The 21,991-nt window shown below is 62.9% G+C and carries 25 protein-coding genes; 20 read left to right on the top strand and 5 right to left on the bottom strand.

The window, feature by feature from the left end; translation table 11 throughout:
- The first annotated feature begins 249 nt into the window (after nt 1-249).
- The 15 genes from oscA (at nt 250) to DM807_RS08500 (ending at nt 12,626) form a co-directional block, all read left to right on the top strand.
- Nucleotides 250-432 carry a sulfur starvation response protein OscA gene (gene oscA, locus DM807_RS08570; RefSeq protein ID WP_012274726.1) on the top strand — a complete coding sequence of 61 codons (183 nt, stop codon included), beginning with the start codon at nt 250-252 and terminating at the stop codon, nt 430-432.
- A gap of 48 nt (nt 433-480) precedes the next feature.
- Nucleotides 481-1,488 (top strand): sulfate ABC transporter substrate-binding protein, encoded by a 1,008-nt coding sequence (locus tag DM807_RS08565; protein WP_012274725.1) that lies wholly within the window; start codon nt 481-483, stop codon nt 1,486-1,488.
- A 185-nt stretch (nt 1,489-1,673) separates the two neighbouring features.
- Nucleotides 1,674-2,492: a sulfate ABC transporter permease subunit CysT gene (gene cysT, locus DM807_RS08560; RefSeq protein ID WP_012274724.1), complete on the top strand. Its 819-nt coding sequence runs from the start codon at nt 1,674-1,676 to the stop codon at nt 2,490-2,492.
- Nucleotides 2,493-2,503: 11 nt separating this feature from the next.
- A complete protein-coding gene (gene cysW / locus DM807_RS08555; RefSeq protein ID WP_012274723.1) occupies nt 2,504-3,376 on the top strand; it encodes a sulfate ABC transporter permease subunit CysW in 873 nt (290 codons plus the stop codon).
- Between the two features lie 3 nt (nt 3,377-3,379).
- The gene (locus tag DM807_RS08550) at nt 3,380-4,369 is read left to right on the top strand and encodes a sulfate/molybdate ABC transporter ATP-binding protein (RefSeq protein WP_012274722.1); all 990 of its coding nucleotides are present in this window, start codon (nt 3,380-3,382) and stop codon (nt 4,367-4,369) included.
- 403 nt (nt 4,370-4,772) lie between these two features.
- Nucleotides 4,773-5,573 carry an energy transducer TonB gene (locus DM807_RS08545; RefSeq protein ID WP_012274721.1) on the top strand — a complete coding sequence of 267 codons (801 nt, stop codon included), beginning with the start codon at nt 4,773-4,775 and terminating at the stop codon, nt 5,571-5,573.
- Nucleotides 5,574-5,603: 30 nt separating this feature from the next.
- Nucleotides 5,604-6,323 carry a MotA/TolQ/ExbB proton channel family protein gene (locus tag DM807_RS08540; protein WP_012274720.1) on the top strand — a complete coding sequence of 240 codons (720 nt, stop codon included), beginning with the start codon at nt 5,604-5,606 and terminating at the stop codon, nt 6,321-6,323.
- A gap of 1 nt (nt 6,324) precedes the next feature.
- Nucleotides 6,325-6,726, top strand: a complete 402-nt coding sequence (locus DM807_RS08535) for an ExbD/TolR family protein (protein ID WP_012274719.1) — start codon at nt 6,325-6,327, stop codon at nt 6,724-6,726.
- A gap of 194 nt (nt 6,727-6,920) precedes the next feature.
- The gene (locus DM807_RS08530) at nt 6,921-7,502 is read left to right on the top strand and encodes an alpha/beta hydrolase (RefSeq protein WP_012274718.1); all 582 of its coding nucleotides are present in this window, start codon (nt 6,921-6,923) and stop codon (nt 7,500-7,502) included.
- A gap of 64 nt (nt 7,503-7,566) precedes the next feature.
- On the top strand, nt 7,567-8,397 hold the full coding sequence (locus tag DM807_RS08525) for a sigma 54-interacting transcriptional regulator (protein ID WP_012274717.1): 831 nt from the start codon (nt 7,567-7,569) through the stop codon (nt 8,395-8,397).
- A 175-nt stretch (nt 8,398-8,572) separates the two neighbouring features.
- Complete coding sequence (locus DM807_RS08520; RefSeq protein ID WP_012274716.1) at nt 8,573-9,358, top strand: MetQ/NlpA family ABC transporter substrate-binding protein; 786 nt, start codon at nt 8,573-8,575, stop codon at nt 9,356-9,358.
- 323 nt (nt 9,359-9,681) lie between these two features.
- Complete coding sequence (locus DM807_RS08515) at nt 9,682-10,347, top strand: amino acid ABC transporter permease (RefSeq protein WP_012274715.1); 666 nt, start codon at nt 9,682-9,684, stop codon at nt 10,345-10,347.
- On the top strand, nt 10,328-10,987 hold the full coding sequence (locus tag DM807_RS08510) for an amino acid ABC transporter permease (protein ID WP_012274714.1): 660 nt from the start codon (nt 10,328-10,330) through the stop codon (nt 10,985-10,987). Before DM807_RS08515 ends, DM807_RS08510 begins: the two co-directional genes overlap by 20 nt.
- Nucleotides 10,984-11,757, top strand: a complete 774-nt coding sequence (locus tag DM807_RS08505) for an amino acid ABC transporter ATP-binding protein (RefSeq protein WP_012274713.1) — start codon at nt 10,984-10,986, stop codon at nt 11,755-11,757. Before DM807_RS08510 ends, DM807_RS08505 begins: the two co-directional genes overlap by 4 nt.
- Nucleotides 11,754-12,626 (top strand): transporter substrate-binding domain-containing protein, encoded by an 873-nt coding sequence (locus DM807_RS08500; RefSeq protein ID WP_060494353.1) that lies wholly within the window; start codon nt 11,754-11,756, stop codon nt 12,624-12,626. Before DM807_RS08505 ends, DM807_RS08500 begins: the two co-directional genes overlap by 4 nt.
- A gap of 35 nt (nt 12,627-12,661) precedes the next feature.
- Here the strand turns inward: DM807_RS08500 and DM807_RS08495 are convergent, their stop codons facing one another.
- The gene (locus tag DM807_RS08495) at nt 12,662-15,025 is read right to left on the bottom strand and encodes a penicillin acylase family protein (RefSeq protein ID WP_179027265.1); all 2,364 of its coding nucleotides are present in this window, start codon (nt 15,023-15,025) and stop codon (nt 12,662-12,664) included.
- A gap of 87 nt (nt 15,026-15,112) precedes the next feature.
- Here DM807_RS08495 and DM807_RS08490 point away from each other — a divergent pair, with 87 nt between their 5' ends.
- Nucleotides 15,113-15,679 (top strand): sugar O-acetyltransferase, encoded by a 567-nt coding sequence (locus DM807_RS08490; RefSeq protein ID WP_012274710.1) that lies wholly within the window; start codon nt 15,113-15,115, stop codon nt 15,677-15,679.
- Here DM807_RS08490 and DM807_RS08485 read toward each other — a convergent pair.
- Complete coding sequence (locus DM807_RS08485; RefSeq protein WP_179027264.1) at nt 15,658-16,227, bottom strand: DUF6436 domain-containing protein; 570 nt, start codon at nt 16,225-16,227, stop codon at nt 15,658-15,660. The genes DM807_RS08490 and DM807_RS08485 overlap by 22 nt on opposite strands.
- Before the next feature lie 248 nt (nt 16,228-16,475).
- On the opposite strand from DM807_RS08485, the gene bipL reads away from it, so the two are divergent.
- On the top strand, nt 16,476-17,402 hold the full coding sequence (gene bipL, locus DM807_RS08480; protein WP_012274708.1) for a phospholipase BipL: 927 nt from the start codon (nt 16,476-16,478) through the stop codon (nt 17,400-17,402).
- Here the strand turns inward: bipL and DM807_RS08475 are convergent, their stop codons facing one another.
- A complete protein-coding gene (locus tag DM807_RS08475) occupies nt 17,403-18,155 on the bottom strand; it encodes a DUF2059 domain-containing protein (RefSeq protein WP_012274707.1) in 753 nt (250 codons plus the stop codon).
- 113 nt (nt 18,156-18,268) lie between these two features.
- Between DM807_RS08475 and DM807_RS08470 the strand changes: the two genes are divergently transcribed.
- Both DM807_RS08470 and DM807_RS08465 read left to right on the top strand, forming a co-directional pair.
- A complete protein-coding gene (locus DM807_RS08470; RefSeq protein ID WP_041166805.1) occupies nt 18,269-18,901 on the top strand; it encodes a 2OG-Fe(II) oxygenase in 633 nt (210 codons plus the stop codon).
- Entirely contained in the window at nt 18,888-19,391 is a 504-nt protein-coding gene (locus DM807_RS08465; RefSeq protein ID WP_012274705.1) for a 2-thiouracil desulfurase family protein, read from the top strand. The genes DM807_RS08470 and DM807_RS08465 overlap by 14 nt, the downstream gene beginning before the upstream one ends.
- 61 nt (nt 19,392-19,452) lie before the next feature.
- Here the strand turns inward: DM807_RS08465 and DM807_RS08460 are convergent, their stop codons facing one another.
- Nucleotides 19,453-19,944: a transporter substrate-binding domain-containing protein gene (locus DM807_RS08460; RefSeq protein WP_012274704.1), complete on the bottom strand. Its 492-nt coding sequence runs from the start codon at nt 19,942-19,944 to the stop codon at nt 19,453-19,455.
- A gap of 223 nt (nt 19,945-20,167) precedes the next feature.
- Here DM807_RS08460 and DM807_RS08455 point away from each other — a divergent pair, with 223 nt between their 5' ends.
- Nucleotides 20,168-20,644, top strand: coding sequence for a DUF4399 domain-containing protein (locus DM807_RS08455; protein ID WP_012274703.1), 477 nt, complete (start codon nt 20,168-20,170; stop codon nt 20,642-20,644).
- Nucleotides 20,645-20,690: 46 nt separating this feature from the next.
- Here DM807_RS08455 and serA read toward each other — a convergent pair whose 3' ends face one another.
- Nucleotides 20,691-21,920, bottom strand: coding sequence for a phosphoglycerate dehydrogenase (gene serA, locus DM807_RS08450; RefSeq protein ID WP_012274702.1), 1,230 nt, complete (start codon nt 21,918-21,920; stop codon nt 20,691-20,693).
- Between the last annotated feature and the right edge of the window lie 71 nt (nt 21,921-21,991).

Below are 21,991 nucleotides of genomic sequence, written 5' to 3'. Positions count from 1 at the left end.
ACCCTGAACTGAACCCTGTGGGGGCGGGTTTACCCGCGAATGCGATGGTGGAGCTACCGCCGCATTCGCGGGTAAACCCGCTCCCACAGGGCCTTCTATTGTCTTCAGGATAAGCCTTTTATTTTGGTTATATAAACATTCTTAAACAGTATTTTTAAGAATATCTCCGCCTCACTACTATTGCCCTCAAGCCAGGCGCAAATCCCCTTCAAACCTCTGCCCGGCACCCTCACTCCAAGGAGAACGAGCATGAGTGCATCTCTGCGTAGCATCGACGGTCAGGACGAAGCCACCATTCTGCGTGAAATCCAGAGCGCCTTGCGCGACCTGCGGTTTGGTGCGGTGGAGATCACTGTGCACAACGCTCAGGTCGTACAGATCGAGCGCAAGGAGAAGTTCCGCCTGCAACAGCCGGGCAACAAGCCCAGCTGATCGCGCCTCACATCCAAAATTAGAAAAATGCCAATCGGGAGCTTCACCATGTCCATCCGCCGTTATGCGCTCGCCGCCCTGGCCAGTGCTGTTTTTGCCGGTTCCGCCATCGCCAAGGACTACGAACTGCTGAACGTGTCCTACGACCCGACCCGCGAGCTGTACCAGCAGTACAACGCCGAGTTCATCAAGCACTGGCAGCAGGCCCACCCGGGCGACAAGGTGAAGATCCAGCAATCCCATGGCGGTTCGGGCAAGCAGGCCCGTGCGGTGATCGACGGCCTGCGCGCCGACGTGGTGACCCTGGCCCTGGCCGGCGACATCGACGAAGTAGCCAAGCTCGGCAAGACCCTGCCGGACAACTGGCAGACCCGCCTGCCGGACGCCAGCACCCCGTACACCTCGACCATCGTGTTCCTGGTGCGCAAGGGCAACCCGAAAGGCATCAAGGACTGGGGCGACCTGATCAAGAAGGACGTCTCGGTCATCACCCCCAACCCGAAAACCTCCGGCGGTGCGCGCTGGAACTTCCTGGCGGCCTGGGCCTATGGCCTGAAAGCCGGCGGTAGCGAAGAAAAGGCCAAGGAGTACGTACAGGAGCTGTTCAAGCATGTACCGGTGCTGGATACCGGCGCCCGTGGCTCGACCATCACCTTCGTCAACAACGGCCAGGGCGACGTATTGCTGGCTTGGGAAAACGAAGCCTTCCTGGCGCTGAAGGAAGACGGTGGCGCCGACAAGTTCGACATCGTCGTGCCGTCGCTGTCGATCCTGGCCGAGCCGCCTGTGGCGGTGGTGGACAAGAACGCCGAGAAGAAAGGCAATACCGAGATTGCCACCGAATACCTCAAGCACCTGTACAGCCCGGCTGGGCAGAAGATTGCCGCCGAGAACTTCTACCGCCCGCGTGACGAGAAAGTCGCTGCGGAGTTTGGCAAGCAGTTCCCGAAACTGGACCTGGTAACCATCGACAAGGACTTCGGTGGCTGGAAAACTGCACAGCCCAAATTCTTCAATGATGGCGGTGTGTTCGACCAGATCTATCAGGCACAGTAAACGCCAGGGAAAAGCGGGGCCGTGTTGCGGCCCAATCGCGACACAAGGCCGCTCCCACAAGGAACCGCAATCTCCTGTGGGGGCGGTCTTGCGTCGCGATTGGGCTGCAACGCAGCCCCGGGATTCAGAGTCTTGCACCGGCCCGGGATTGATTCCGGGCTTCGTGCGTTCAACCAGGGATACTTATGTCACGTCGTATTTCCCCCGTCATACCCGGCTTCGGGCTGACGCTGGGCTACACCTTGGTGTACCTCAGCCTGATCGTGCTGATACCGCTGGCGGCCATGTTCATTCATGCCTCGCAGCTGACCTGGGAGCAGTTCTGGAACATCATCAGCGCACCGCGGGTAATCGCCGCGCTCAAGCTGAGTTTCGGCACCGCCCTGTTCGCCGCCATCATCAATGGTGTGATCGGTACCCTGCTGGCCTGGGTACTGGTGCGCTACACCTTCCCCGGGCGCAAGATCATCGACGCGATGATCGACCTGCCGTTCGCCCTGCCTACCGCCGTTGCCGGTATTGCCCTGACCGCCCTGTACGCGCCTGCGGGCTGGGTCGGCCAGTTCGCCACCGACCTGGGCTTCAAGATCGCCTACACCCCGCTGGGCATCACCCTGGCGCTGACCTTCGTCACCCTGCCGTTCGTGGTGCGCACGGTGCAGCCGGTACTGGCCGACATCCCGCGTGAAGTGGAAGAGGCCGCTGCCTGCCTGGGGGCCAAGCCGCTGCAGGTGTTCCGTCATATTCTGGCGCCGGCCCTGCTACCGGCCTGGCTCACCGGCTTTGCCCTGGCCTTCGCCCGTGGCGTGGGCGAATATGGCTCGGTGATCTTCATTGCCGGCAACATGCCGATGAAGACCGAAATCCTGCCGCTGCTGATCATGGTCAAGCTCGACCAGTACGACTACACCGGCGCGACCGCCATCGGCGTGCTGATGCTGGTGGTTTCCTTCATCCTGCTGCTGCTGATCAACTTGCTGCAGCGCCGCATCGAAACCCCTTGAAGGAGGCCGGCATGTCCAGTTCATCCCTGAGTACAAGCGCCGCCGCCAACGCCGCCCGCCGAGGCAGCGCTACTTCGCGACGCATTCTGATCGGCCTTGGCTGGTTGGTGTTCGCGCTGTTCCTGTTGCTGCCGCTGGTGATCGTGGTGTCGCAGGCGCTGAAGAACGGTTTTGGCACCTTCTTCGAGGCGATCTTCGAGCCTGATGCCTTGTCGGCGCTGAAGCTGACCCTGCTCGCCGTGGTGATTTCGGTGCCGCTGAACCTGGTGTTCGGTGTCAGCGCCGCGTGGTGCGTGAGCAAGTACACCTTCCGTGGCAAGAGTATCCTGGTCACCCTGATCGACCTGCCGTTCTCGGTGTCGCCGGTAATCGCCGGCCTGGTCTACGTGCTGATGTTCGGCGCGCAAGGCCTGTTCGGGCCGTGGCTGCAGGACCACGACATCCAGATCGTGTTCGCCCTGCCGGGCATCGTCCTGGCGACCATTTTCGTCACCGTGCCGTTCGTGGCCCGTGAGCTGATCCCGCTGATGCAGGAGCAGGGCACGCAAGAAGAGGAGGCCGCGCGCCTGCTCGGCGCCAATGGCTGGCAGATGTTCTGGCACGTGACTTTGCCGAATATCAAATGGGGCTTGATCTACGGCGTGGTGCTTTGTACTGCACGGGCCATGGGCGAGTTCGGCGCGGTGTCGGTGGTGTCCGGCCACATTCGCGGCGTGACCAACACCTTGCCGCTGCACGTAGAGATCCTCTACAACGAGTACAACCACGTGGCGGCCTTCAGCGTGGCCAGCCTGTTGCTGATCCTGGCGCTCTTCATCCTGCTGCTCAAGCAGTGGAGCGAGAACCGTATTAACCGCCTGCGCCACAGCGCCGCGGAGGAATGATTCATGTCGATCGAAGTTCGTAATGTCAGCAAGCGCTTCAACAGCTTCCAGGCCCTGAACAACATCAACCTGGACATCAACAGCGGCGAGCTGGTGGCCTTGCTCGGCCCGTCCGGCTGCGGCAAGACCACGCTGCTGCGCATCATCGCCGGCCTGGAAACCCCGGACCAGGGCAACATCGTGTTCCATGGCGAGGACGTGTCTGGCCATGACGTGCGTGACCGTAACGTCGGGTTCGTGTTCCAGCACTATGCGCTGTTCCGCCATATGAGCGTGTTCGACAACGTCGCCTTCGGCCTGCGCATGAAGCCCAAGGGCGAGCGCCCGAGCGAGAGCAAGATCGCCGAGAAGGTGCACGAGCTGCTGAACATGGTGCAGTTGGACTGGTTGTCCGATCGCTACCCCGAGCAGCTGTCTGGCGGCCAGCGTCAGCGTATCGCCCTGGCCCGCGCCCTGGCGGTGGAGCCCAAGGTGCTGCTGCTGGACGAGCCGTTCGGTGCGCTGGATGCCAAGGTGCGCAAGGAGCTGCGCCGCTGGCTGGCGCGGTTGCACGAGGATATCAACCTGACCTCGGTGTTCGTGACTCACGACCAGGAAGAAGCCATGGAAGTGGCTGACCGCATCGTGGTGATGAACAAGGGCGTGATCGAGCAGATCGGTTCGCCGGGCGAGGTGTACGAGAAGCCAGCCAACGATTTCGTCTACCACTTCCTCGGCGATTCCAACCGCCTGGCACTGAGCGAAGGCCACCACGTGCTGTTCCGTCCGCACGAGGTGTCGCTGTCGCGGCATGAGACCGAAGGGCACCATGCGGCCGAGGTGCGGGACATCCGGCCGTTGGGCGCTACCACGCGGGTGACTTTGAAGGTGGAAGGGCAGAGCGAGCTGATCGAGGCCGAAGTGGTCAAGGACCATGACAGCCTGACCGGCTTGGCGCGTGGGGAGACGTTGTTCTTCCGGCCGAAGGTTTGGCAGAAGGTGGCGGATATCTGATCTGCCCCTGATGATTAAGAGCCCGGGCTTGGTCCCGGGTTTTTTTATGCCTGTCGGATTGCCGGGGCTGCTTTGCAGCCCATCGCGACACAAGGCCGCTCCTACAAGGGATTCGCGTAAGGTCCGAGGGGCGCGAGTCCTTTGTAGGAGCGGCCTTGCGTCGCGATCGAGGGCGCAGCCCTCGCGGCAATCTCATGCCTTACGCGAATATTTTGCATGCCCCCAATGCATAGCCTTTAGCCATGAAGGCCACAGCCCGCGCAATCCGTGGCTTTCACGCGATCCTTCAGAAACAATATTCAATTAAGTTCTAACCATAATTTTAAACATTACTTTAAGAGATAAGCCTCTGGCCCCGATGATTCAGCCACACACCTGAATCGAGACCCCAGGAGTTTGATCAATGGGTAATGTCCAATCGGCCGTCAGGGCCTACGACCAGCCATGGCGCCCGGCCCCAGGCGACCTGGTCGAGCTTGGACGCACGCTTCGCCTGCCGCTTGGCCAGCTGCGCCTGCAACGCACGCCTGTGAGCGGGCTCAAGCGCCGCGACAAGCTGGTGTTGGGCCTGCTGGTGCTGGCCCTGCATGGCGCCGCCGCGTACTGGGTCAGCCAGGCGCCCACGCCCGAACTGCCGGTTGTGCCGCCACAGGTGCCGCCCATGACCATCGAGTTCGCGGCACCCGCACCGCCTGTGGTCGAGCCTCCGCCGCCTGCGCCCGCGCCTCCCGTGGTCGAGCCACCGCCGCCGCCACCGGTCGTCGACGAACTGGCCGCCAAGCCCAAACCCAAACCGAAGCCCGTGCCAAAGCCTGTGGTCAAGCAAGCGCCCAAGCCACAGCCCAAGCCGGTTGAAGCACCACCACCCGCGCCAGTGGCGGCCCCGGCACCGCCTGCGCCCGCACCACCCGCGCCGGCCCCGATAACCCCGGCATCGGCCAACGCCGCGTACCTGAAGAACCCGGCGCCGGAGTACCCGCAGATGGCTCAGCGCCGTGGCTGGGAGGGCACCGTGCTGTTGCGTGTCGAAGTGCTGCCCAGCGGCAAGCCTGGGCAGATCCAGGTTCAGAAGAGCAGCGGCCGTGACGCCCTCGACGCCGCCGCGCTGGCCGCGGTGAAGCGCTGGAGCTTCGTGCCCGCCAAGCAGGGTGATGTGGCCCAGACCGGCTGGGTCAGCGTGCCGATCGATTTCAAGCTTCGCTAACTTTTTCGCAGAACACAGGAAGACATCATCATGAGCCTGCTGGCATCCCCCCTCGAATCCGTTGAAAGCGCAGTCATCTGGCTGCTGGTCGGTTTTTCTGTCGTCACCTGGGGCCTGGCCCTGGTCAAGGTCGCGCAGTTCGTGCGGTTGAAGAACCAGGACAAGCGCTTCCACCAGCAGTTCTGGGCTGCCTCCAGCCTGGACTCGGCCGCCGAGCTCAGCCATGAGCTGCCCGGCCCGGCTGCCCGTGTGGCCCAGTCTGGCTACGCTGCCATCGCCGTTGGCGACACTCAGGCCAACGACCTGAGCCATGCGATCAACCACCAGGACCGCCTGGAGCGCGCCCTGCGCCAGCAGATCGTGCGTGAGCGCCGCTCGCTGGAAACCGGCCTGGCGGTGGTCGCCAGTATCGGCAGCACCTCGCCCTTCATCGGCCTGTTCGGCACCGTGTGGGGCATCATGGAAGCGCTCAAGGGCATCAGCGCGGCCGGCTCCGCCAGCCTGGAAACCGTCGCCGGACCAATCGGTGCGGCACTGGTGGCGACCGGTGTGGGTATCGCCGTCGCGGTACCGGCCGTGCTGGTTTACAACTACTTCCTGCGGCGCCTCAAGCTGACCGCCGCCGACCTCGATGACTTCGCCCACGACTTCTACAGCCTGGCGCAGAAGAGTGCCTTCCGCGTGCTGGTGCACCCTGCTGTGCAAAAAGCCCAGGCCGGTTTCACCCAGCCAGTGAAGGAGGCGTCCTGATATGGCCTTTTCGACCCAGGACAGCGACGAAGTCCTCAGTGAAATCAACGTCACGCCCCTGGTGGACGTCATGCTGGTGCTGCTGGTGGTGTTCATCGTCACCGCGCCGCTGCTGACCAACGCCATTCCCATCAACCTGCCCAAGACCGAGGCCGTGGCCCCGGTGGAGCAGAAGGACCCGCTGGTGGTCAGCATCGATGGCGAGGGCAAGCTGTTCATCAACAAGGACCAGATCCAGCCCGATCTGCTGGAAACCAATCTCAAGGCCGCCAAGGACAAGGACGCGGACGTGCGCGTGCAGCTGCAGGCCGATGACGGCGTGAACTACGGCGAAGTGGCACGGGCCATGGCGGCCATCGAACGCGCGGGGATCAGCAAGCTGGCGGTGATTACCGCACGTTGATACCCGGCACACCTCTTCAGGCAAGTGCTTATGGGCCACATCTCTTGGCAGGGGTTGGCCCTTTTTTTTGCCTGTGAGGGCCCTGTCGCAGGAATTGGTTTTTGGTTATTAATAAATAGCTTCTTATTCCTTTACGAATATAACTCCCTCCCTATACTTGTCTCCAAGCACGCAAACTTACTGGAGGCGTCCCCATGCGCAATGAGTCGATTCGTTACCTGATTGTGCCGGGCTGGCAAGGATCGCCAGACAACCATTGGCAAAGTCACTGGCAGCGCACCCTGCCTAACAGTGCCCGGGTGGAGCAACACGACTGGCTCACCCCGCAGCGGCAGGATTGGGTGCAGGCGCTGGAGCAGGCAATTGCCGCCGAGCGCTCACCGGTGATCCTGATCGCCCACAGCCTGGGCTGCATCACTGTCGCCCATTGGGCTGCGCAAGCCAGGCCGGCCTTGCTGCGGCGGGTGCGTGGTGCACTGTTGGTGGCGCCGGCAGACGTCGAGCGGCCCACCTGCGCGCCAGCCCTGCGCAACTTTGCGCCGATCCCGACCGATGCATTGCCGTTCCCCAGCCAGGTCGTCAGCTCGGACAACGACCCGGCCGTGAACGTACCGCGGGCGCTGTACCTGGCCCAGGCATGGGGCGCCGAAGCGGGGTTGCTGAGCAATGCCGGGCACATCAACGTCAAGTCCGGCCATGAGCGCTGGGAACAAGGCTTCGCCTACTTGTATCGCTTGCAGAGCCGGGTAGAGCAGCGCGCACTGCGCCGCGCCTGATCACCCTTACTGTTTACCGTTTGCCTGACGCCCGGCCATTGCAGGCCTGGGGCGGGAGTTCGTCATGACTTTTCAAAACCCGTTTGGCCAGCCGCTGCTGACCTTCCCCGAGCTGGACAAGAGCCCGCTGAGCATTCGTGCCAAGGCGCTGGTGTTCATCGACCCGCGCTCGCAGCAGCTGCGCGAGGACCTTGAGCGCCTGGCGCCACAACCTGTGCCGGTGCTGATCCGTGGCGAAACCGGCACCGGCAAGGAGCTGCTGGCCCGGCAGATCCACCGTGCCAGCGACCGTGGCGGGCTGTTCGTGTCGGTCAACTGCGCGGCCATCAGCCCCACCTACGCCGATGCCGAATTGTTCGGCTATAGCGCCGGCAGTCATGGCGGCACGGCCAGCAGCCGCGCCGGCTGGTTTGGCTCGGCCAATGGCGGCACGCTGTACCTGGACGAGATTGCCGACTTGCCGCTGGCCATCCAGGGCAAGTTGCTGGCCGCACTGGAAAACCGTGAGGTCACCCGGGTTGGCGCGCAGCAGCCACAGCCAGTGGATGTGCGCCTGGTCGCCGCGACCAGCATCGACCTGGCGCGCGTGGTGCGTGCGGGGCGCTTCAACGAGCGCCTGTACCAGTACCTGCGCGAGGGGGCGCTGGAACTGCCGCCGCTGCGTGAACGGCCGGGCGACATCCTGCCACTGGCCGAGTACTTCGTGGGCATTTACAGCGTGCGCCTGCAGCGGCCCGTGCCGTTGGTGAGCGAGGCGGCGCAGCAGGTGCTGGAAGCGCATTTCTGGCCCGGCAACACCCGCGAGCTGGAGAACGTGATCCACTTTGCCTTGCTGGTGAATGACGGCGCAGAGATCCTGCCGGAGGACCTCGACCTGGCCAATCCCGCGCGCTAGACATCGCTCATAAGCAAAGTGGCTGGTGGCAGTTTGTTTTTGGAATAAGAAGCTAAGTAAAAGATATTGTTACGGAATAAAAAATCTAGGTATTGTCCGCCTCACGCCCACTGGTGAACCGGTTGGGCACCCGATTCGCCATCGTCGATGGCCCAGATTCAGAACAAGGACCACCATGAAGAAGACCCTGCTGACCACTGCCCTGGCTGCTGCCCTGTCGTTCTCCGGCCTGGCCGCCGCTGCCGAGAAACTGGTGGTTGCCGCTACCCCGGTTCCGCACGCCGAAATCCTTGAGCTGATCAAGCCGACCCTGGCAAAAGAAGGTGTGGACCTGCAGATCAAGGTCTTCACCGATTACGTGCAGCCAAACGTACAAGTGGACCAGAAGCGCCTGGACGCCAACTACTTCCAGACCCTGCCGTATCTGAAAAGCTTCAACGAAGGTAAAGGCACCCACCTGGAAACCGTGGTCGGCGTGCACGTCGAACCCTTCGGTGGCTACTCCAAGAAGATCAAGAACCTGTCCGAGCTGAAGGAAGGCGCCACTGTTGCCATCCCTAACGAAGGCAGCAACAGCGGCCGCGCCCTGATCCTGCTGCAGAAGGCTGGCCTGATCACCCTGAAAGACCCGAAAAATGCCCTGGCCACCCCCAAGGACATTGCCGAGAACCCGAAGAAGCTGAAGTTCCGCGAGCTTGAGTCGGCCATGCTGCCGCGCGTGCTGGACCAGGTTGACCTGGACATGATCAACACCAACTACGCCCTGGAAGCCGGCCTGAACCCGGCCAAGGATGCGCTGGTGATCGAAGGTGCCGATTCGCCATACGTGAACTTCCTGGTTGCCCGCCCGGACAACAAGGACAGCGAAGCCATCCAGAAACTGGCCAAGGCCCTGACCAGCCCGGAAGTGAAGGCATTCATCGCCAAGAAGTACCAGGGTGCGGTGCTGCCAGCGTTCTGATGCAGTTGCATTCCCTTGCATGACCTGACGCCGACTCATATGAGTCGGCGTTTTTATTTCTTTGACATGCATTTTGGGGAGAAGCGATCCCCTGTAGGAGCGGCCTTGTGTCGCGAAAGGGGGGCGGAGCGCCCCCAGGATTTTTGCAATTCACCTGCTATTGCCGGGGCCGCTTTGCGGCGCTTTCGCGACACAAGGCCGCGCCTACAAAGGGCGTCTATGCCTGTACTATGCATATGCAATAAAGGTATTTATTAAAAAATTTTTAGATCATTAGAGTCTATTCATTGTGCCCCCGCGCACCCTGCAGACTTGCTCTACCCATGACCCTCGACATCGCATTCATCCTCAGCACGCTACCCGCTTTTCTCAAGGCCGTGGGCGTGACTTTGCAGGTCGGCATGATCGCCATCGCCACCTCGCTCTTGGTCGCCCTGGTCAACGCCACGCTCCTTGTCCTGCGCACGCCCTACCTGTGGCGCCTGGTCAAAGCCTACGTGGAGCTGGCGCGCAACACGCCGCTGCTGATCCAACTGTTCTTCGTCTACTTCGCCTTGCCAAGCCTGGGCCTGAAGATTTCCGGTTTTTCCGCGGCGATCATCACCATGACCTTCATGGGCGGTGCCTACCTCACCGAGGTGTTACGGGCCGGCATCGAGGCGGTGCCGCGTGCGCAGCTGGAGTCTGGGCGCTCCATCGGCTTGTCCGAGGGCCAACTGCTGCGCCATGTGGTGCTGCCCCAGGCCGGTATCCTCAGCCTGCCGGCACTGTTCGCCAACTTCATCTTCCTGCTCAAGGAAACCACCGTGGTGTCGGCGGTGGCCGTGCCGGAAATCCTCTACACCACCAAAAACTACATCGCGCTGTACTACAAGACCTACGAAATGCTCACCGTGCTGACCCTGCTCTGTGTATTGCTGTTCCTGCCGCTGTCGTTGCTGCTGCGCTACGTGGAAAGGAGGCTGCAACATGGCCAGTTCGGCGTTTGACCTGTTGCTGCAGGCGCTGCCGCAGCTGGCCGGCGGCGCCGCGCAGACCCTGGCCATCTCGGCACTGGGCATCCTCTTCGCAACGCTGGGTGGCGTGCTGTACGGCGTGCTGGCAACCCTGGGCAACCGTGCCCTGAACATCGCCTTGCAGGTGTACCTTGAGTTGTTTCGCGCCATCCCGGTGCTGGTCTGGTTGTACCTGGTGTTCTTCGGCCTGCCGATCTTCTTTGCCCTGAGCATCCCCAGCTTCTGGTGCGCGGTGCTGGTACTGGCCCTGTGGGGCGCGAGCGAGGTGGGCGAGGTGGTACGCGGTGCGCTGCGTTCGCTGCCGCGCGGCCAGCGCGAAGCCGGGCTGTCGATCGGCCTGGCGGGGTGGCAGCTGTATGGCTACGTGCTGCTGCCGCAGGCGCTCAAGCGCATGACCCCGCCCACCATCAACATCTACACGCGGATCATCAAGACCAGCTCGCTGGCGGTGCTGATCGGCGTGGTCGAGGTGATCAAGGCCGGTCAGCAGATCATCGAACGCACCTACGAATCGGTGCTGATCTATGGCGCCTTGTTCCTGTTCTTCTTCATCGTTTGTTATCCGCTGTCCGCCGCTTCGCGCGTGCTGGAACGCCGCTGGGCACACTCATGAGCGCACTGATCGAATTCCAGGGTTTCAACAAGTTTTTTGGCGAGCACCAGGTGCTCAAGGATGTCGACCTGCAGGTGGCGGCCGGTGAAGTGGTGGTCATCCTCGGCCCCAGTGGCTGTGGCAAAAGCACGCTGCTGCGCTGCCTCAACGGCCTTGAGCAGGCCCACAGCGGGCACCTGCGCCTGGCCGGGCAAGAATTGCTCGCCCCGCACACCGACTGGCGCGCCATCCGCCAGCGGGTCGGCATGGTGTTCCAGAGCTACCACCTGTTCGGCCATATGAGCGTGATCGACAACCTGCTGCTGGGCCCGCTGAAAGTGCAAAAGCGCGAGCGGGCCGAAGCCCAGGCCCAGGCCGAGGCGCTGCTGGCGCGGGTCGGCCTGCTGGACAAGCGCGACGCGTTCCCCCGGCAATTGTCCGGGGGCCAGCAACAGCGCATCGCCATCGTGCGCGCGTTGTGCATGAACCCCGAGGTGATGCTGTTCGACGAAGTTACCGCTGCCCTCGACCCAGAAATGGTCAAGGAGGTGCTGCAGGTAATTCAGGGCCTGGCCCGCGACGGCATGACCTTGCTCATCGTTACCCACGAAATGGCCTTCGCTCGCGCGGTGGCCGACCGCATCGTGTTCATGGAGGCCGGCAGGGTCCTTGAACAGGGTGACCCCGAGAGCTTCTTCACCCGACCGCGGACCGCACGCGCGCAGCAGTTCCTGGAGAAATTCTCCTTCGTAGAAAGCCTGCCAAAGACATTGCACAAGGAACTGTCATGAAAACTGCCAACCTCACCAAACTGCTGGCACCGTTGTTCGGCCTGGCCTTGCTGGCCGGCTGCAACAAGGCCGACGAACCGCCCAAGCCGGCGGCGGCATCGCCAGCCACCAGCTACCTGGAAACCATCAAGGCCCGCGACAAGCTGATTGTCGGCGTGTTCACCGACAAGCCGCCGTTCGGCTTCGTCGATGAGAAAGGCCGCTATGTGGGCTTTGACACCGACATTGGCCGGCGCCTGGCCAAGGACCTGCTGGGCGATGAAAACAAGGTCGAGTTCGTTGCCGTGGAACCGGCCAGCCGTATTCCGTTCCTGCAGAGCGACAAGGTCGACCTGATCCTCGCCAACATGACCGTGACCCCGGAGCGCAAGGAAGCGGTGGACTTCACCAACCCCAACCTGCGCGTTGCCGTGCAGGCCATCGTGGCGGATGGCAGCCCGGTGCAGAAGCTCGACGACCTGGCCGACAAGACCATCATCGTGACCACCGGCACCACGGCCGATATCTGGCTGACCAAAAATCATCCCGACTGGAAGCTGCTCAAGTTCGAGAAGAACAGCGAATCGCTGCAAGCCCTGGCCACCGGCCGTGGCGATGCCTATGCCCAGGACAACCTGATCCTGTTCAGCTGGGCCAAGCAGAACCCGGGTTACCGCGTGCTGCCTGAGCTGCTGGGTGACGAAGCGCCGATTGCGCCGGCGGTGAAGAAGGGCAACACCGAGCTGCGAGACTGGGTGAATGCCGAGTTGGCCAAACTGGGGGAAGAGAAGTTCTTGCTGAAGCTGTATGACCAGTATGTGCGCAAAGAACTGAGCGATGACACCAAGCCGGAAAGCGTGATCGTCGAAGGGGGCAAGTGGCAGGGTTGACGGTGTGATTGGGGCTGCTGTGCAGCCCTTCTCGGTCATTCGCCTGGTACTAATCGCAAGGTACTTTGCGCCGGAATCACCCCCATCTGTGCACGCTGATACTGCCCCTGCACATACCGCTCGGCCTGGTCCGCATAATGCCGGTCGAACGGCACGCCGCTCTGCCCTACCGGGTTGCTGGTCAGCGCCTGTCCGGCATCGGCAAAGTCGACCAGCCGCCGTGTCGATGGCCCATAGTTAACCGGCCATGGCGCCGGGCCGATCTTCGCCGAGAGGTTGTTCGGCACTTCATGGGTGCCGGGTGCAGCGAAGGGGCCGACGTTGAACAACAGGTTCAGCGGCTTTTTCACCCCAAGCGGATGGTTGTGGGTCAGGGTATGGGCCTTGCCCCACTGCCAGCTGGCCGGGTCGCTGCCCAGGGTGTCACGCAGGTGTTTCAAGCTGTTCTGCCAAGCCGTGCGCACAACGGCTGTACGGTCGGTACGCAGGTTGCCACCACGGGTGTTCCACCAGGGTGAGTCTGCATCCACTGCCAGGCGTGGCAGGGCGGCGTCAATGGCGCGGGTGCTTATCAGCACCGGGAACCAGGTGTCGCCCAGCTCGTCATGCAGGGCTGCGAAGGCCAGTTCGTAGAGGAACTGGTTGAACAGCGTGGCGCTGGTCGAGTCCAGCGGGTAGTCGCCCGCCCAGGCCGCCAGTTGCTCAACCAGCTCCTTCTGTTCGTCACCTTCGGCCACTGCGCGCAGGGTTGCCAGCAACGGGGCAAGGGTGCGCGGGCCGTAGTCGCTGGCAGTGTCCAACTGCAGTGCCTGGCTGTTCTGGGTGTCCCATTTCACCTCGGGGTTGGCCAGGTGCCGATCGAGCTGGCGGCCACGGTCGGGCAAGTTGTAGTAACCCGGTATCGGCACCGCCGCTGGCGGCTGGTAGTTGGCCGAAACGATGTAGCCGCGCGCTGGGTTCTCCTGTTGCGGGTTGACGCTGAAGGGGTAGAAACCAAGCTTGTCCGCCTGCACGCTGGCGCCGTCGAGGATGAACGCGGGGTCGACGCCGTCGGGACGGATCGGTAGCTTTGCCGCCGCCCACCAGCCGATATCGCCACGGGCATTGGCCCAGACAAAGTTAAGCCCAGGGGCGTGGACCTTGGCGGCGGCCTCGCGCATCTTGCCCAGGGTGTCGGCGCGGTTGAGCTGATAGAAGCCGTCGAGGATCGGGTTTTCGGTTTCCAGAAATGCCCACCACATGGCGATGGGCGTGGGGCCGGTAGTGCTGCCCAGTACGTCGTTGACGATCGGGCCATGGGGCGAGCGGCGCAAGTTGATGGTGACCGGCGCTTCGCCTTTGACGGCGATTTGCTGCTCGGTCTTTTCGAGCGTCTGCCATCGGCCATCGATCATTACTTGGTTGGCGTCGGCCGGGTTGGTGCGCTCGGCGATCAGGTCGACGTCATCGTTCTGGAACATGGTCAGGCTCCAGCCGAAGTCACGGTTATGACCGAGCAGCGCAAACGGGTTGAGCGCCTGGAAGTAGCCATACAGGTTGAAGCCGGGCGCTGACAGCTCGGCCTCGTACCACACGGCTGGTACCGCGAAGCTGATGTGCGGGTCGCCGGCCAGCAACGGCTTGCCACTGCGGGTGCGGTTACCCGCTACCGCCCAGGCGTTGCTGCCTTCGAACTGCGGGATACCGGCGTCGCCCAGTGCCTCATGACTGAGGCGGGCGAGGGCTTCAAGGCCGTGCCAGTCGGCGGCGGCCAGCGGCGTGCCCAGAGCACCCTCGGGTTGCCAGCCTAGGTCGAATATTTTCAGGTATTCAGGGCCCAGAGTGTCGCGGATGTAGGTCAGTGCAGGCTCGGTGCGGAACGCGGCAGCAAAACTGTAGGCCAGGTAGCCGGCGACGCTCAGGGTGTCTTCGGCGGTGAACGGGCGCGGGGTGATACCGAGTAGGTCGAATTCCATGGGCTTGGGGTGACTGGCTTGCCAGTTGTTGACCCCGTCGAGGTACGCTTGCAGGGCTTGCCATGCCGGCGACTGCGGGTCCTGTTGCTTGGCCATCAGGGCGGCCTGTTCGCGAATGCGCAGGCTGCGGAACAGGGTATCGGTGGGCAGCAGCTTGTCGCCCAGCACCTCGGCCAGCTCGCCACGGGCCAGGCGACGCAGGATTTCCATCTGGAACAGCCGGTCCTGGGCATGCACGTAGCCCAGCGCACGGTACAGGTCCGGCTCGCTCTGGGCCTGCAGGTGCGGCACGCCGCGGGCATCGTAGCGCACGCTGACCGGTGCTTGCAGGCCGGCAATGGCTACCTCGCCTTCGCGTTGCGGTAGCTTGCCCTGTACGTACCAGTAACCGGCGCCGGCGGCCACGGCAACCACCATGGCCAGCAGGGTCAGGCTGCGCTTCATGCAAGCTCCTTGTGCGTTCAAGCGGAAAATGTGGTCCGATCATCGGCGGATTCGCGAACAGAGCATAGCCCCCGGGAAGGAGATTCCATGTCACTCAGCGAAAAACAGAAGATGCTTACAGGCCAGCTCTACCACGCCGGCTGCCCCGAGCTGCAGGCCGAGCAGATCGCCAACAAGCACTGGATGCACCGTTACAACAACAGTGTCGAACTGCTCAACGATGCGCGCCACGGGCTGCTGCTGGAGCACTTTGGCCAGGTGGGTGAAGGCGCGGTGATCCGCCCGCCGTTCTATTGCGACTATGGCTACAACATCAGTGTTGGCCGCAATACCTTCATGAACTTCAACTGCGTGATCCTCGACGTGGTACCGGTGCGCATCGGCGACGACTGCCAGATCGGCCCTAACGTGCAGATCTACACCGCCGACCATCCTCTCGACCCTGACTTGCGGCGCAGCGGGTTGGAGAGCGGGCGACCGGTGACCATCGGCAACAACGTGTGGATCGGCGGCGCGGCGATCATCCTGCCGGGGGTGACCATTGGCGACAATGCCGTGGTGGGTGCTGGGAGTGTGGTGACCCGGGATGTGCCGGCGGGTGCGACGGTGGTGGGTAACCCGGCGCGGGTACGTCAGCCCGCCCAAGGGCAGTAGCAACCCACTGCCAGGGTATTGGAGGCGCTGACCTGGCGGCCATCGAGCAAGGCCTTGAGGATGGGCTCGATGAAGCTGTTGCTGGCATTGCACACCGCACCTTCGCTGTAGGGGCCGAAGTAGGCCAGGCGCCCTTGCCGGTCCCAGATAGCCACGGCCGGGGAGGCGGGCAGGTGTTCGCTGCCGGGCAGGCTGGCGAGCGGCTTGAGGGCGGAGAGGTTGGCGGGCAACTGGCCGTGGCTGCCGGGCTTTTGCAGCACATGGAAGGTGACGCTCTGGCCGGCGAACTGGCTGACCAGGTCGCCCAGGTGCTGCTGGTTGCCGACGTTGCACGGGCAGGCGGGGTCCCAGAAGTGCACCACGCGGATCGGGCCTGGGCCGGCCAGTTCTGGGGGCAGGTGCAGTTGGCTGCCGTCGAACAGGGTGGTCTGGTTGTCGAACGGGCGCAGGTAGCGGGCCTGGAAGGTGGTGTAGGCCTGCCAGAGGATGGCAACGCCGACCACTAGGGCAAGCACCGTGCACAACGGTTTGATGATTCGGCTACTCATGAAGCGTCGGTGGACCTTTGTGGGAGCGGGCTTGCCCGCGAAGCAGACTACGCGGTGGATGGCACGGGCTATGCCCGTGTTCGCGGGCAAGCCCGCTCCCACAGTGATCGCGCAAATTTCCAGATTTGAGCAAGGCAGTAATCCGACAACCAGATCGGTGCTGGTTGTTCGAGGTGAGCAAGCTTGCCATGACGCCGGCCAGAGCTGAAGATTCCGGATCAATACTTGCGTCAATGTGGATGTACCCGATGCCCGCTGCTTTTCAACCCGACCACCTGCGCACCTGCCTGGCACCGTTGACCGCTTGCCAGCCGTTAACGGCCGAGGCCCAGGGCTACCAGCGCTTCTACGGCCTGGACCTGTCGGCACACAGCTGGCTGGGCGGCTTCCAGGCGGCGGGGTTCGACCTGGTCGGGCAGGCCTGGTTACCCGAGCAGCCCATCGCAACGCTGTTCCTGTTGCACGGTTATTACGACCATATGGGCCTCTACCGGCATGTGATCGAATGGGCACTCAAACAGGGTTTCGCTGTGATCAGCTGTGACCTGCCCGGTCATGGCCTGTCCAGTGGCGAGCGGGCCAGCATCAGTGATTTTGCGGTGTACCAGCAGGTGCTGGAGGTGTTGTTCGAACAGGCACGGGCGCTGCAACTGCCGCGCCCGTGGCACCTGTGCGGGCAGAGCACCGGTGGCGCCATTGCCGTGGACCACCTGCTGCACCAAGGCGCGCGCAGCCCCATCGATGGCCAGGTCATCCTCTTGGCACCGTTGGTACGGCCCTGTTCCTGGCGCTGGTCGAAATTGAGTTATCGGGTGTTGCGTCACTTTGTGAACGGCATCGAGCGCCGCTTCAGCGAGAACACCAACGACCCGGCCTTCCTGCCGTTTCTGGAGGCCGACCCGCTGCAACCGCGCCGCCTGCCAACCGCCTGGGTGGGGGCACTGATCGCATGGGTCAAACGCATAGAGGCCGCGCCACGCAGTTCGCGGCGGCCGTTGATCGTGCAGGGGGAGGCCGATGGCACGGTGGATTGGCCCTACAACCTTGAAGTGCTCAAGGCCAAGTTTGCCGAGCCGCAAATTCTGATGCTGCCCGAGGCCCGTCACCACTTGGCCAACGAGCTGCCGGGCATTCGCCAGCGCTACTTCGACTTCATCGACCAGCGCCTGGGCTGATCACTTCAGCTCGTTGGTACTCTGGCCAACCGCCAGGCCCGCGCGGACAGCGGCCAGGGCCGCCTGGTAGTAGGCCTTGCCGTCAGGGGACTCGGCGAAGGTGGCGAATTCTTCCAGCTCGGCGTCGGACAGGTCGCGGTAGACGTACAACAAGGTGTTGTTGAGGTCTTCGCCGATCTGGTTCATCAGGCGCTGGCGCTGGCCGTCGAGCAGGCCCTGGGCCTGGCCGCCACCGAACAGGCCGGGGATCATCGAACTGAGGCTGTCGGCTGCCACGCCGGCGATGGCCAGGCTGACTTCGGCGCCGGCTTCACGCGCTGGCAGGGCCTGGGCCAGGTGGCCGATGACCAGCAGGCGGTCGTCGCTGGCCTGGATCTTCGGCAGGCCCTTGGCATTCTTGGCCAGTTCGTCCTTGCGAGTGGCCTTGAGTTCCGCTGCCACCACCTTGCGCCCCAGCGGCGACTGGAAGAAAGCCAGGGCCGGCGAGGGGTTGGCCAGGGTGGCGCGCAACTGCGCCTGGGCACGACGGTCTACCGCCTGGGCCTGGAAGCGCTGGTTGCTGTTGTTGACCAGCGCCTGGTACACGGCGGGTGGCAAACTGTTGCGATAGCGCGCCTGGGCGGCGGTCAGGGCATCGTTGAAGTGGGCGCGCTGGTCGGGCCAGCCGGCGGCCTTGTACAGTTGATCCAGGTTGTCTGCCCAGACAGGCGTGGTGCAGATCATCAGCAGAATCAGGGAAAACAGACGGCGCATTCAGGACTCCTGTCGGCAGGTGGCTATTGTCCTTGGCCCAGCGCTGGTTTGTCGAGATATGCGCGTGTTTCTCGGCCAAGTGGCGCTGTGCGGCGACAGGGCGAATGGATATGATGCGCGCCATGCACATCTCCCCTGAACACCCGATGGTTACGGCCGTCGTCGACGATCTGGCCACCCAAGGCTGGTCCCAGCAGGCGCTCTTTCTGCCTGCCGAACTGGTGCGCGCGCTGGCGGCCGAGTGCCGACGCCGTGATGCCGAAGGCGAACTCAACCCTGCGGGGGTTGGGCGTGGTGCTACCCAGGAGGTGCGCGAAGCCATACGCGGCGACCAGATCCAGTGGATCGACCCGGGGCAGGCCGAGGCCTGCGACCAGTACCTGGCGGCCATGGACCAACTGCGGCTGGCGATCAACCAGGGCCTGTTCCTGGGCCTGGAAGACTTCGAATGCCATTTTGCCTTGTACCCACCGGGGGCGTTCTATCGCCGGCACCTGGACCGTTTTCGCGACGATGACCGGCGCATGGTCTCGGCGGTGCTGTACCTGAACGAGGGGTGGCAGTCGGAGGACGGCGGCCAGTTGCGCATGTTCCTGGCCGAGGGTGTCGAGCACGATGTGGAGCCAGTGGCGGGTTGCCTGGTGATATTCCTGTCCGGCGAAGTGCCCCACGAGGTGTTGCCGGCCAGGCGTGAGCGGTTGTCGTTGACCGGCTGGTTCAGGCGGCGTGGCAATGACCCGTTCTGATGTGGCCAAGGTGTTGGTCAGCGCCTGCCTGTTGGGGCAGCCGGTGCGCTATGACGGCCGGGCCAGTGGGCACCCGGGCCTGTTGCAGCAGTGGCAGGCCGAAGGGCGCGTTGTGGCTTTGTGCCCGGAGGTAGCCGGTGGCTTGCCGACCCCGCGCCCGCCAGCGGAGATACCAGGCGGGCAGGGCGGGGCGGTGCTCGATGGCGGCGCGCAGGTGCTCACAGTGACGGGCAGCGATGTCAGTGCCGAGTTTCTGGCTGGGGCGCAGCTGGCGCTGGAACTGGCGCAGCGGCATGGCATCCGCGTGGCGGTGTTGAAGGCGGGTAGCCCTTCGTGTGGTAACCGGTTGACCTATGACGGCACGTTCAGCGGTGTGAAGGTAGCGGGGGAAGGGGTGACCACGGCGCTGTTGCGGCGGGCTGGGGTGCAGGTGTTCAGCGAATTGGAGCTGGAGCAGGCGGCGCAGGCGCTGGCTGAACTGTCACTGTAAGCCTGTACCGGCCTCCTCGCGTGTTCACCCACGAAGAGGCCGGTACAGGCAGCAATAAATCTTACTGCCCGGCCGCAGTCTCCTGCACGCCCTTGAACCACTTCTGCTCCAGCTCGGCAGTGCGTCCGCTTTCTTTCAAGCGCTGCAACGCATTGTTCACCGCACTTTCGAACGCCGGGTTGTCCTTCTGGAACGGGATCACCAGCTTCTTTTCGCCAATCGGAAGGCTTACATCGAGCGGGCCGTCGTCGCCCTTGAGCGCATCGGTCGATGGCGTGAGCGCGATGTCGTACTTGCCGCTCTCGACACCCGTCAGCACTTCTGTTGCAGGGGCTTCGACGAACTCGGCGCGCAAGTCCAGCTCCCTGGCCAGGTCCTGGCCAAATTCGATGTCGAAACCCGTCAGGTGGTCGTCTTGTTTGAATGCGTACGGCGAATTATCAGCCTGTACGGCAATGCGCAGTTCGCCCCGGTCGGCGATTTCGTCGATCAGCTCCGCCTGGGCCAATGGACTGATCAGTACTGCCAGCAGTACCCCTATGGTCGAACGCATGAATGCCCCTTTTCTTTTAGCAGATTGAATACTGTCGCCACGGCTTTCTTCCTCGCCGTGATCGAACGCAGCCTATGACCTTGAAGCCTCGGCATTGTTTAACCCTGACCGAAATATTTCTGTCAGACAATGTGAACACCTTGGCGAATAATTCAACTAATGTGAACTACCGCCGCCGTCGGATCCCAGGCTGCGGTCAATAAGTGAATCACAGGAGAAGTGAATGAACAGCCTAATTTCGCGTGCTGCCGTTGCCGGTCTGTTGATGGGCGCGTCGGTGTTCGCCAGTGCCGCGGACGCCCTGAAGAGCCAGGAGCCGCCCAAGGATGCCAAGGTCTTCATCGTTTCCCCCGCCGATGGCGCTACGGTCGACAAGACCTTCACCGTCAAGTTCGGCATCGAGGGTATGGCCCTCAAGCCTGCGGGTGATCAGACCCCGCACACCGGGCACCACCACCTGCTGGTGGATGTGGACAAAGAGCCAGTGGCTGACATGCCGCTGCCGACCAGCCTGATGCCGGAGGCTGGCACCGCACTGCCGGCGGGCCCGCAGGTGCTGCACTTCGGCAAGGCGCAGACCGAAACCAGCATCACCCTGACGCCGGGCAAGCACACCTTGCAACTGATCCTGGGGGACCAGTATCACGTGCCGTTCAAGCCAAGCGTGGAATCGAAGAAGATCACGGTTGAAGTGAAATAAAAAAAGGGAGGCCCAAGGGCCTCCCTTTTTCATGCAGCAAGCAAACTTAGAACAGCACGCGGGAACGGATGGTGCCCTTGACCTGTTGCAGTTTTTCTTGCGCAAGGTCCGAGTACTCGGCGTCAACGTCGATTACCACGTAACCGACTTTCTCGTTGGTCTGCAGGAACTGACCGGAGATGTTGATGCCGTTCTCGGCGAAGACCTTGTTGATCTCGCTGAGTACGCCGGGAATGTTTTCGTGAATGTGCAGCAGGCGGTGCTTGCCTGGGTGCGCCGGCAGGGCCACTTCCGGGAAGTTGACCGAAGATACCGAAGTACCGTTGTCGCTGTACTTGACCAGCTTCTCGGCCACTTCCAGGCCGATGTTGGCCTGGGCTTCGGCGGTGGAACCACCGATGTGCGGGGTCAGGATCACGTTGTCCAGGCCGCGCAGCGGGCTTTCGAACTCTTCGTCGTTGGAGCGCGGCTCGATCGGGAACACGTCGATGGCGGCGCCGATCAGGTGCTTGTCCTTGATGGCAGCGGCCAGGTGGTCCAGTTCGACCACGGTGCCACGGGCGGCGTTGATCAGGATCGCGCCTTTCTTCATCGCGCGGATTTCCTTCTCGCCGATCATCCACTGGGTGGACGGCAGCTCAGGCACGTGCAGCGAGACGATGTCGGCCAGGCCCAGCAGCTCGTTCAGGCTGGTGACCTGCACGGCGTTGCCCAGTGGCAGTTTGGTCAGCGGGTCGTAGAAGTACACCTGCATGCCCAGGTTTTCGGCCAGGACCGACAGTTGGGTACCGATCGAGCCGTAGCCGACGATGCCCAGTTTCTTGCCACGGATTTCGAACGAGTTGGCCGCACTCTTGATCCAGCCACCACGGTGGCAGGAAGCGTTTTTCTCTGGGATGCCGCGCAGCAGCAGGATGGCCTCGGCCAGTACCAGCTCGGCGACCGAACGGGTGTTGGAGTATGGCGCGTTGAACACGGCGATACCGCGCTGGCGGGCAGCTTCCAGGTCAACCTGGTTGGTGCCGATGCAGAAGCAGCCAACAGCGACCAGTTTCTTGGCGCAGTCGAAGATCTCTTCGGTAAGCTGGGTGCGTGAACGGATGCCGATAAAGTGGGCATCGGCGATCTTTTCCTTCAGCTCGGCTTCCGGCAACGAACCAGTGAGGTATTCGATGTTGGTGTAGCCGGCAGCCTTGAGGGTATCGACTGCGTTCTGGTGCACACCTTCAAGAAGAAGGAACCGGATCTTGCTCTTGTCGAGAGAAGTCTTGCTCATCTGCGTAAACCTGTATCCCGGAGAAAAAATGGCGAGGGGTGATGCCAGGCGCGAGGGCAGCCTTAGCATGA

Source organism: Pseudomonas hunanensis (assembly GCF_013393325.1).
In the GTDB taxonomy this organism is placed as follows: Bacteria; Pseudomonadota; Gammaproteobacteria; order Pseudomonadales; family Pseudomonadaceae; genus Aquipseudomonas; species Aquipseudomonas putida_P.
Note: the sequence above shows the minus strand (reverse complement) of the source record. Positions and strands in the feature narration are given on the sequence as shown.